This window comes from Paenibacillus sp. LS1, from assembly GCF_026013365.1.
Lineage (GTDB): Bacteria > Bacillota > Bacilli > Paenibacillales > Paenibacillaceae > Paenibacillus.
Map to the genome: position 1 here is coordinate 155,398 of NZ_JAPDOE010000009.1, position 10,935 is coordinate 166,332.

Here is a 10,935-nt window from a genome sequence, read left to right on the forward strand (position 1 = left end):
GCGTGAAGTTTTCGTATCATGTTACAAGTTACATATTTCACAAACGATTTGCGGGAAAGGTGAGAACTAACTTTATGAAGACAGTGACAGGCCGGTTTAGAATTGCGGGCATATGGGAAGGTGTATCTTTACTTTTATTGATTTTTATTGCTATGCCCCTGAAATATTTTGCAGATATCTCTTCCGCCGTAGCCGTAATGGGCATGATTCATGGTGTTTTGTTTCCGTTGTACCTTATAGCGCTTGTACACTTGGCAGTGGTCAAAAAGTGGAAGGTAACACGCTGGTTGATGGGTGGGCTCGCTGGCCTTTTGCCGTTTGGAACTTTCGTATTTGAATCCTATCTTCGGAAGAGAGATTGGAAATAAAACGTAATAGAAAAAAGCAGGCGACTAATTCGGAGGTTATCCAAATGGTCGCCTGCTGGCTTCTGTACGAGTACTACTTTACTGTACCTTGCTGACGATCAGACAGCAGGCTTACTCCAATATCACCAGAGGCATTCGATACAGGTGCATACGCCGAGAAGGAAGTAACAACTACCAGGGCAGTGAACAGAAATAAGAATGATTTTTTCATACCATAACCTCTTTCATATGGGGATATATTCCATTTGATTCTAACGCACATAGGCTATACTTGAAAAGAAAAAGTTTAAATGAGCAAGCTATTGAATGACTGAAAGGGTTGAGCTTCAATGAAAGATATTCATGAGTTAACTTCCATAGAAATGGTTGAAGAAGTTATTCAACAACATGAATTGGTTTTTTTGTATGTATCTCGTCCAGAGTGCAGTGTATGTCACGCTTTACTCCCCAAGATCAGGGCTTTGCTTGAACCTTATCCATCAATATACCTGGGTCACATTAATGCTAATGAAGTGGAAGAGGTTGCGTCCAAGTTTCTTATTTTTACCGTTCCAACAATGATCATGCTTGTGGAGCAGAAGGAATATATTCGAGCGGATCGTTTTGTTCGCTTGGAACGCTTGGAAGAGCAACTGCAACAGATTCACTCCATGTATATGCAGGATGAGGAATAGAAAGCTAAAGCTTCATGAAGGCGGCACAAGTGAGCCGTTTTTTAGCGTCCGCAGTGGCATATAGCTATAGATAGAGAACGCGATGTCTAAACTCACAAATTAAAGTGTTGCCATGAAAACGGTTTTATGATAATTTAAACATTATAAAAACGTTTTTATAGCAAAGGAACAAAATCTATGGCAAAGATAACGATTAAAGATGTAGCAAGGGAAGCGGGCGTATCCATATCTACAGTCTCCAATGCCTTAAATGGTGTGGATGTCTTGAACCCGGAGACGAAATCGCATGTTCTCAAGGTGGCAGAGCGTTTAAACTATGTGCCCAACCTGAACGGCAAGCTATTGAAGTCGGGTCAAACCAAAATGCTGGGTTTTTTCACCACAAGTGTATCGGGTCCGTATTTCTATAAGCTGGTGGAGTCGATGTCTCGCGAATGTGACCGGCTTGGGTATGGTTTGAATGTATTTGTGACCAAGGATAAACATGTTATTATGAGTAACATTCTGGGGCGGCGGGTGGATGGTGTCATCATTTACGAAGAGCTTCGGATCGACGAGCAGGATATTATCGCCATGGAGAAAGACAAGATCAAGGCTGTTTTTTTGGATCGGGTCTATCAGAGCGATACGATGGGCAGTGTCATTTTTGACTCGTACGTGGCGGCTTGCGAAGCTACCAAGTATTTAATTGGGCTGGGGCACAAGAAAATTGCTTATATTTCGGGTGTGGATACGATGTTTGACAGTGTACAGCGTAGAGATGGCTATCTGGCTGCCCTGCGTGAATACCAGCTTCCAATCGATGAAGATTACATTATACAGGGGTATTTTGAGGAGGAGAGCACGTATAGTGCTATAAAATCTTTTCTTCACTTGCATCCTGGCAAGCGGCCAGATGCATTTCTTGCAGGGAATGATTTGAGTGCTATTGGTTGTATGCATGCGTTGAAATCTGGGGGCTTTGAAGTGCCCCAAGATGTTAGCGTCGTGGGTTTCGATGATATCGATATCGCCCAGTATTTTTCCCCACCGCTCACAACGGTAAGAAATCAAATTGCAAGACAGGGTATCCTGGCCATCAATCAACTGGTCGGTATGATCAAGGAGAAGGAACAAGGGGCTGCACAGAAATTGGCGGGTGAGCTGGTGGTGAGAGGTTCAAGCCACGTGAAGATTGACCGGAAAGACTATCGTACATAAGCTGGCTCAGCTTCTCCGGTCTTTTTTTACATAAATAAAAGCCAAGGGGGTTTTTATGTCGAAAAATAAAAACGTTTTTATAACTAGTGAAAATGGAGGGGAGTAAAAGAACGTGGATAAATTAGCCGTAGAAACATCAACCGGTAAAAATGCGATCAGTCCCAATGGAAAGAAGCCGATCGGACAACGAATCAAAGAATTCATAGTGGATTATCGAAGACAATGGGAGATTCAATCAATGATCATCCCCGGCATTATCTTTATGATTATATTCTGTTATATCCCAATCTACGGGTTGACGATTGCCTTCAAAAATTACACGGTCATTGATACACTGGCTACTGCTCCTTGGGTAGGGCTGGATAATTTCAGAATCATTTTGTCAGACAAATACTTCTGGGATGCGGTCGTGAATACACTGGGAATCAGTTTTTTGAAACTGGGTATCGGGTTCGTCATTCCGATCATTCTCGCGATTATGATCTACGAGTTAAACAGCGGACGATTCAAGAAGTTTGTGCAAACGGTTTCATACTTACCTCACTTTTTGTCCTGGATCGTACTTGGGGGAATGCTGATCACCTGGTTTTCAACAACGGGGTTATTTAATCAGTTGTTGCTTAGTCTGGGAGTGATCTCGCAACCGCAGAACATTTTGCTGGATGCAGGCAAGTATTGGTGGATTGCTACGTTATCGGATATCTGGAAAGAAGCAGGTTGGGGAACGATTCTGTATCTGGCGATCATGGCGAAGATTGATCCTACGTATTATGAAGCTGCCAAAATCGATGGTGCAAGCCGTCTTAGACAGATATGGAATATCACATTGCCTAACATGAGATCAATCATCAGTTTAAATTTGATTCTAACTGTAAGCGGTTTATTAGGGTCCAATCTGGATCAGACACTGGTTCTCATGAACTCCCAGAACCGCGACAAAGCGGAAGTCATTAACTCGTACGTCTATCGTATGGGGATGTCTCAGGGTGACTTTTCATATGCAACGGCCGTTGGCTTGGGTGTCTCAATCATATCTGTCATTCTACTCGTCACGGCAAACAAAATCACAAGCAAATTAAACGATAATCAATCTGTGTTGTAGAAGGAGGCATCCCGCGTGAATGGAAAGGTGGCAAAAGAAGATCTCGATAGCCGGATCTTTGATACCTTAAATATAATTTTGTTAATCATCTGTACGGTTGTTATCCTGGTTCCGCTCTGGAATGTCATCATCTCTTCATTTAGTTCAGGCAAAGCGCTGGCGGAAGGTGGATTCATCTTCTGGTCACCGGAATTCTCGCTGGAGAATTACAGAGCTGTATTCAACGATCAGGGCATCTGGCAGGCCTTCTTCATATCTGTGTCCAAAACAACGATTGGCGTTGTTACACATGTGTTCTTCTGTGCCATGGTTGGTTACGGTCTGAGCAAAAAGTACATAAGAGGCCGTAAATTATACGTTGCCATGGGTGTCATCACCATGTTCTTCTCCGGCGGCATGATCCCAACATACCTGTTAATCAAATCACTCGGATTGTTAAACAGCTTCTGGGTGTACATTATTCCGGCGTTATTCAGCTTCTATGATGTCGTGATTTTGATGAATTTCTTCCGGAATGTCCCGGATTCGCTGGAAGAATCGGCCAAGATTGACGGCGCAGGGGATTGGCATATTTTCCTGAAAATCTTCATTCCACTCTCCATGCCTGCCATGGCTACAATTGCGCTATTTAATGGGGTGGGGCAATGGAACGACTTTATGACAACCAAGTTATATATTACCGATCAGTCGCTGTATCCACTCCAGATGATGTTGTACGAGATTATCGTACAGTCACAGACACAATCCATGCAAAATGTCGGGGGTTCGGCCGTTATTGAAACAACGACCAAAGGCGTGCATTTAGCCACCATTGTCATTACAACACTACCTATCGTGCTCATCTATCCCATCGTTCAGAGATACTTTATCTCGGGAATGATGCTCGGAGCAGTCAAGGAATAGGAGCAACAAATACCCCATTTTGAGGAGGAACAAAAACATGTTGAAGTTGAACAAGGCATCAGGAAAAAAAGGAATTAAAATGTTCGCAACACTGCTCGCGGCCGTACTTATGATCGCAGGTTGCAGCGGTGGATCTGGGGGATCTAGTGAAGGGAATTGGGTATCTATTGAAGATCGTTATACGGTTGACCCGGAAAAGCCAGCTTGGCAGCTGGATAAAAAGGAAGAGGCTACCGACCTGACGTGGTACGTCAATGCAGACTGGTGGAACACCGATTTTGGCAAGGATATTGTCACCAAGAAAATCAAAGAGGATCTGAACATCAATATTAAATTCATCACGGGTGATGATACCAAGTTAAATACCTTTTTCGCCGGTGGAGATATGCCTGACTTGCTGACCGTATTTGATTCGAATTCTCCAGTGGTGCAAAAAGCTGCAACTTGGGCTATGCCGCTGAATAATCTGTCTGAAAAATATGATCCTTACTTCAATAAAGTTGCGGCTGCCGATACATTGAACTGGTTCCAGTTGGCAGATGGTAAAACCTATGGTTATCCGAACTATTCCAATACACAAAAGGATTATGATAGCGGTAACATTCCAGCCAAGACGGCATTCATCATTCGTAAAGATGTGTACGAAGCTTTGGGCAGCCCTGTTATTGGAACACCAGAAGAATTCCAGGGTGTGATGAAACGAATTAAGCAAGAGTTCCCCGCGCTGATCCCGTTTGGATTCAACTCCATTGGTGAAGGAACAGGTTCACTAGGGGATACGTTGCAAGATTTTATCGGCGTTCCGCTGGAGACTGAATCAGGAGAATTCTATGATCGTAATCTGGATGAAGATTACCTCACGTGGTTGAAAACATTGAACACCGTGTACAGAGACGGCAATATCAGTGATGACAGTTTTGCCGATGATGGAACCGCTTTTGAAGAAAAAGTGAAGTCCGGTAAATATGCGACGATGCTGCTTGACGGTACACCTCAACAAGGAGGAAACCTGCAAATCTACATGAGTGCCAATCCAGGCAAAGAATATGTTGCTATTGATGGACCGCAGAGTACCAAAGGTAATGCACCAACATTGAATCAATCCGGAATAACCGGGTGGATGATCAATTTCATATCCAAGGACTGTAAAGATCCGGCCAAGGCCATTCAGATATTCACATACTTGTTGAGTGAAGAAGGGCAGACGCTCATGAATTACGGGATCGAGGGGGAAACCTACCAAACCAAAACCGACGGTAGTGTAGAATTGCTGCCAGCGGTGAAAGACCTGCAACTGAATAACGCGGATCAATTCAAAAAGGACTATCGGATGGGTGAATTTATGTTCTTCGGTCATGATCGCCATAAAGCGCTGAGTGCAGATGCATTTCCGGAAGCCATCAAACAGATGCAGGAGTGGGGCAAAGGCAAGCTGAAACCACATTTCATTCTGGAGAATATTAGCCCGGATCAAGGTACACCTGAAGCTCGTGCGTTGTCAGCAATCAACACAAAGTGGAATACAACACTGGTCAGTATGGTACGTTCCAAGGATGATGCCTCGTATGAAAATGCACTGGCTTCTTACAAATCATTTTTAGGTGAGAACCGTTGGGAAGAGATTGTGAAGGTACGCAGTGAGAAGATGAAATTGAACAAAGAGAAACTAGGCATTCAATAAAACAAATATGGAGGGAAATTCTATGACTACTTTCAAAATGTACAAATCGACAGGAGAAGATGAATTATTTGTATCCGTGTCCTCGGATCAATTTCAAGTTCTTGCTCCTGATCGGAAAACAACGACTATCCATCTGGATGATCAGCTAACGTATCAGGAGATGGACGGCTTTGGTGCTTCTTTTACCGATTCTTCTGCCTATTTAATCAACCAAGTCTTGAATGAGGAGCAGCGGGATGAGGTCATGTCCCGATTGTTCCATCCGGAGAAAGGAATCGGGCTCTCGGTCATCCGTAATCCGATGGGGGCTTCAGATTATGCGAGAACGGTATACAGTTATAACGATATGCCAGAACAGCATACAGATCCAGAATTAACTCAATTCAGCATTTCACATGATAAAGAGGACGTTATTCCTTTAACGCAAAAGGCTTTGGCACTGAATCCTGAACTGAAACTGTTTGCTTCACCATGGAGTGCACCGGGATGGATGAAAACGAGCGGATCGATGATTACCGGACAATTAAAGACGGAATGGTATCCCGTTTATGCTAAATATTTCGTGAAATACATTCAAGCCTATGCAGAGCATGGATTACCGATCCATGCCATCACACCACAGAATGAGGCGCTTTATGAACCGGGGCATTATCCTGGTATGTTGATGCCTGCCGAAGCGCAAGCAGATTTTATCAAAAATCATCTCAAACCAGCCTTTGTCAAAAACGATATTTTTACGAAAATTCTCTGTTACGATCACAACTGGGACCAGCCGGACTATCCGCTTACCGTGCTGGAACAAGCGGGTGAGGAAGTGGACGGAGTGGCCTGGCATTGGTATGGGGGCGATGCTTCTGCTCAAACGAAGGTCTATGAAGCATTTGCAGGTAAAGAAGTGCACTTCACCGAAGGCTCAGGCGGGGAGTGGATCCCGCCCTTTGAACAGGCCTTCTCAAATGTGATGCGAACGGGAATTCAGATTCTTCGCAATTACAGCAAGTCTTTTGTACTGTGGAACATGGCACTGGATGAGAACAACGGGCCTACGGTTCCGGGCTTTGGACGCAGTACGTGCCGTGGGATCGTGCAGGTGAATCAGCAAACAAAGGAGCTTACGTATACACTCGATTATTATGCCCTGGCTCATTTTAGTGCTTTGATCCGTCCAAAGGCTGTTCGCATTGAATCAACGTCCAGTAATGATTCGATCTTTTCTGTGGCGTTCAAAAATATAGACGGTTCCGTCGGATTAGTCCTCTTCAATGATGGAGAAGAGACGGAGAATGTGCAGACTAATCTGCGAAATGAAGAGCTGTTATGTTTCCAAATGGAAAGTAAAAGTGCCATATCCATTTTAATTGATCCCAACCAGTAAAAAGAGCTGAGCATCAGGGCTTACGTCTTACGTTGTCAGTACCGTTGTTTGTCTCCGGTATTCCGTAGGCGTGAGCCCTGTATGCTTTTTGAACTGTCTGGAGAAATAGTATAAGTCACTGAATCCGAGATGCTCGGCGATGGCCGTTATCGTGTTCGGTGTACAGGTGAGCAGTTCCTTGGCTTTATCGATTTTTTTGCCAGTAATGTAGAGGATCGGAGGAACACCGATCTGTTGCTTGAAGAATCGAATGAAATAATTGGGATGCATGTAGGCGATCTGGGCCAGTTCCTGAACCGAAATATTCTCTTCGATGTTGGAATCGATGTAAGCCAGAATGGCAGATAATTTCTCCATGACAGGCACGTTAATAAAAGAGATCTGATCCAGATCGAGATTCATTATATAGTGGGACAATAACTCCGTCAGTTTGCTCTTGGCCATCATATGGGCATAGACTTCATCGGATTTTGCATATGTCAGAATACTGCTGAAGATTTCCTGAATCAACTCAGGGTGATCTATCGTAGAAATGTGCGGGAACTTTAGAATTTGGAACAAATTGATTCCCCCAACCTTTGCACTAAAGTGACACCAATATTTGAGAAAAGGACGATCGTTAATTGCAGAGTAGGATTGTTTGATCCCCTCTGGCATTAAGATAAGCTGATTAGGCGTAGGGTAATACTCTTCATTGCCAATCTTGAGCCAACCTTCACCCTCACATATGAAATAAAATTTGCTGTAATCCGGCGTGTAATCCAGATCCCGCCAATCGGTGTCGCACCGATTGTAGTTGACCATAAATAATTCAACTTGCAGATTGGACAGGTAGTTCGTAAGCAAAGTTTGGTGATTCATATTCTTCATCTCCATACAAGGTTAGTATTGTCCATCTAAAAGTTAGTGTTCTGCATGTCTATCCTTCCGCTGTAGAACTACAATACAAATGCAGACGATAACGGAAGGAATGAGAAAATAGCATGGATAAAAACGAATATTTGCAACAGATCGAAGCAACGATTGCCAAGGGGAAATTCAAGGACAATTGGAGTTCACTTAGCGCATTTCAAGTTCCTGAATGGTACCAGAAGGCGAAATTCGGCATTTTCATCCACTGGGGGTTGTACTCCGTCCCGGCTTATGATAGCGAATGGTATTCGCGAAATATGTATATTCAAGGTTCCAAAGCTTATGAACATCACCTTGCGGTGTACGGACCTCATAAGGAGTTTGGATATAAAGACTTCATTCCGATGTTTCGTGCAGAGAAATTCGATGCAGATGAATGGGCAACGTTATTTAAACAGGCCGGAGCCAGATATGTTATGCCTGTAGCTGAGCACCACGATGGTTTTCAGATGTACAAGAGCGATATCTCTCACTATAACACATATGAAATGGGCCCCAAACGGGATCTTCTGGGTGAGATGAAGGTTGCTTATGAGAAGCAGGGACTGACCTTATGTGTATCGTCCCACCGTGCCGAGCATTGGTTCTTCATGTCTCACGGGAAGGAATTTGAGTCAGATATTCAGGAGCCCCTGAAGCGCGGTGATTTCTATTGGCCTGCCATGCCGGAACCGGATCATCATGATCTGTATGGTTCGCCTCCAACCGAGGAGTATCTGGAAGACTGGTTGATTCGTTGCTGTGAGCTGGTGGATCAATATCAGCCAAAGGTCTTCTATTTCGATTGGTGGATTCAAACGGTTGCATTCAAACCCTATCTTAAGAAATTCACTGCTTATTATTATAACAAGGGCGAAGAATGGGGCGTGCCTGTAGCGATCAATTATAAACATGAGGCCTATATGTTTGGCAGTGCCGTTCCGGATGTGGAGCGGGGACAGTTTGCTGAACTCAAGCCCTATTTTTGGCAAACCGATACGGCTGTCGCTAAAAACTCATGGTGTTACACGGAAAATAATAACTATAAATCGGCCGAGGAAATCCTTCGGGATCTCGTGGATATTGTAAGCAAAAACGGAAGCCTGCTGCTGAACATTGGACCCAAAGCAGACGGCAGCATACCGGATGAAGATCGGGACATTCTACTGACCATCGGCAAGTGGCTGGAAGTGAATGGGGAAGCGATATATGACACGTCATTCTGGCGTACGTTTGGCGAGGGTCCAACAGAGGTGAAGGAAGGGCAATTCACGGATGGGGATACGAAGGTATTTACGAGTGAAGATATACGGATTACGGTAAAAGAAAGCAGTCTGTACGCGACGGTTCTTGCCTACCCGGATAACGGGGTGATTCACATTAAATCGCTGAAGGAACATTCTCACCATTTTCAAGGCGTTATTCAGGACATTCAGGTCCTTGGGTACGAGGAACAACCGCAATGGGAAAGAACGGCGGACGCTCTGACGATCACAACGACAACTGTGAAGAGTGATGCGCCGGTTGTTTTCAAAATTAAACTGGATTGAGTTCTCTTATAAAAAGTGGAACCCAGTATATAAACGAGGTTAGCTCTCACTGCTATGAAATGAAAAAAGCGCATTCCGGAGTTTAGATACTCTAGGGAGTGCGCTTTTTTAAAGGTTGATTCCTCTTTTTGAACTTAATCGATTTCTACAATGGATTACAATCGCTTTCGGGTTCGAGTTGATGAAAGGCGAGATTTGGTTCCTCGTTTATGGAATAGTTGATGTGTCTTCCGTTTGCGCTTAACTGCACGATGTGGGATGTGACGGGAAGTTTTCTTATGTTTTGGTTGTGATACTGATGGAAGTGTGGGCAGTTCACATGATTCCTCCGGTATTTTCTTCAATGCAGTGTAGTTTATGGGCAAGATATTCATGGCCTGCATTGTTCGGGGAATTTCCTCACTAATGAATACGGCAAGTTCGCGCTCCCGAATGTCCGTCCATTTCGAAATTCCACGCAGAATGTCGTCTACATAGCCGGGGTGACATACAATCTCAGTGGTTCCTTCTTGCAGAGTAAACAAATGATGAAGCAGTCGCTGTAAACCTTCATTGTCTCCATAAGTATCCAACAGAATCGTCTCGGTCATTCGGGGGATGGGCGCATGGGGGATAGAATGAACGATCTGAGATTTGCGCAGAGGCACGTTTTCCCGGATGGCTTTATCCGCCATAATTTGATATATCATGGGATCGTTCTGATGTAACAAGTGATGGGAATCCAAATGTGCAGGAAATCGGGAGGTTTCTATAAACCGATTCCATTGTGCATCGAGTTCTTTGCTGATATCAACGGGATCTCGTACAAAAACACTATTCCCGTTATGAAAAGAACCATCTTGTTTCACTAAAGAAGGTACGGTGTCCGGATTGGAAAGGGGGCATCCGTAAGTGAGGTTGAAATGCAGACCGATTCCGAGTTCAGGTAGTGACCGGGCAAAATACACTGCATGATCAAATCCCGGCATATTGACCATCATCGAAGTACTCGTAATTCCTCCTGCCTGGTAGGCTTTGATAATTCCTTCGTTAATGGCAGGCGACAGTCCGAAGTCGTCCGCATTAATAATTACTTGCCTGCTCATGTCTGTCACTCCCCTTCCTCGAATTGAAAACAAATCGAATATCATCTCCCCAATATATTAAAGGAGCCATGGGGTGGACCGTTCATTCGCACAGGTCTGCTAAAAA

Annotated in this window: 11 protein-coding genes; 8 read left to right on the top strand and 3 right to left on the bottom strand. The window is 44.1% G+C overall.

The window, feature by feature from the left end:
• Window positions 1-74 precede the first annotated feature (74 nt).
• A complete protein-coding gene (locus OM416_RS24510) occupies window positions 75-368 on the top strand; it encodes a DUF3817 domain-containing protein (protein ID WP_264933924.1) in 294 nt (97 codons plus the stop codon).
• A 73-nt stretch (window positions 369-441) separates the two neighbouring features.
• Here the strand turns inward: OM416_RS24510 and OM416_RS24515 are convergent, their stop codons facing one another.
• Window positions 442-579 carry a hypothetical protein gene (locus OM416_RS24515; protein ID WP_167350856.1) on the bottom strand — a complete coding sequence of 46 codons (138 nt, stop codon included), beginning with the start codon at window positions 577-579 and terminating at the stop codon, window positions 442-444.
• Window positions 580-697: 118 nt separating this feature from the next.
• On the opposite strand from OM416_RS24515, the gene OM416_RS24520 reads away from it, so the two are divergent.
• The 6 genes from OM416_RS24520 to OM416_RS24545 all read left to right on the top strand — a co-directional run bounded on the left by OM416_RS24520 (window position 698) and on the right by OM416_RS24545 (window position 7,303).
• A complete protein-coding gene (locus OM416_RS24520; protein ID WP_264933928.1) occupies window positions 698-1,042 on the top strand; it encodes a thioredoxin family protein in 345 nt (114 codons plus the stop codon).
• A 177-nt stretch (window positions 1,043-1,219) separates the two neighbouring features.
• Window positions 1,220-2,242 carry a LacI family DNA-binding transcriptional regulator gene (locus OM416_RS24525; protein WP_264933930.1) on the top strand — a complete coding sequence of 341 codons (1,023 nt, stop codon included), beginning with the start codon at window positions 1,220-1,222 and terminating at the stop codon, window positions 2,240-2,242.
• Window positions 2,243-2,354: 112 nt separating this feature from the next.
• Entirely contained in the window at window positions 2,355-3,344 is a 990-nt protein-coding gene (locus OM416_RS24530) for an ABC transporter permease (protein ID WP_206099103.1), read from the top strand.
• Between the two features lie 15 nt (window positions 3,345-3,359).
• Window positions 3,360-4,247, top strand: a complete 888-nt coding sequence (locus OM416_RS24535) for a carbohydrate ABC transporter permease (protein ID WP_264933934.1) — start codon at window positions 3,360-3,362, stop codon at window positions 4,245-4,247.
• A 37-nt stretch (window positions 4,248-4,284) separates the two neighbouring features.
• Window positions 4,285-5,928 (top strand): sugar ABC transporter substrate-binding protein, encoded by a 1,644-nt coding sequence (locus tag OM416_RS24540; RefSeq protein WP_264933936.1) that lies wholly within the window; start codon window positions 4,285-4,287, stop codon window positions 5,926-5,928.
• Between the two features lie 22 nt (window positions 5,929-5,950).
• The gene (locus tag OM416_RS24545; RefSeq protein WP_264933938.1) at window positions 5,951-7,303 is read left to right on the top strand and encodes a glycoside hydrolase family 30 protein; all 1,353 of its coding nucleotides are present in this window, start codon (window positions 5,951-5,953) and stop codon (window positions 7,301-7,303) included.
• A 27-nt stretch (window positions 7,304-7,330) separates the two neighbouring features.
• Here OM416_RS24545 and OM416_RS24550 read toward each other — a convergent pair whose 3' ends face one another.
• Window positions 7,331-8,164 carry an AraC family transcriptional regulator gene (locus OM416_RS24550; RefSeq protein WP_264933940.1) on the bottom strand — a complete coding sequence of 278 codons (834 nt, stop codon included), beginning with the start codon at window positions 8,162-8,164 and terminating at the stop codon, window positions 7,331-7,333.
• A gap of 122 nt (window positions 8,165-8,286) precedes the next feature.
• Between OM416_RS24550 and OM416_RS24555 the strand changes: the two genes are divergently transcribed.
• A complete protein-coding gene (locus OM416_RS24555) occupies window positions 8,287-9,744 on the top strand; it encodes an alpha-L-fucosidase (RefSeq protein ID WP_264933942.1) in 1,458 nt (485 codons plus the stop codon).
• Window positions 9,745-9,899: 155 nt separating this feature from the next.
• On the opposite strand, the gene OM416_RS24560 is transcribed toward OM416_RS24555, so the two are convergent.
• Window positions 9,900-10,829, bottom strand: coding sequence for a carbohydrate deacetylase (locus tag OM416_RS24560; protein ID WP_264933944.1), 930 nt, complete (start codon window positions 10,827-10,829; stop codon window positions 9,900-9,902).
• Window positions 10,830-10,935: the final 106 nt, after the last annotated feature.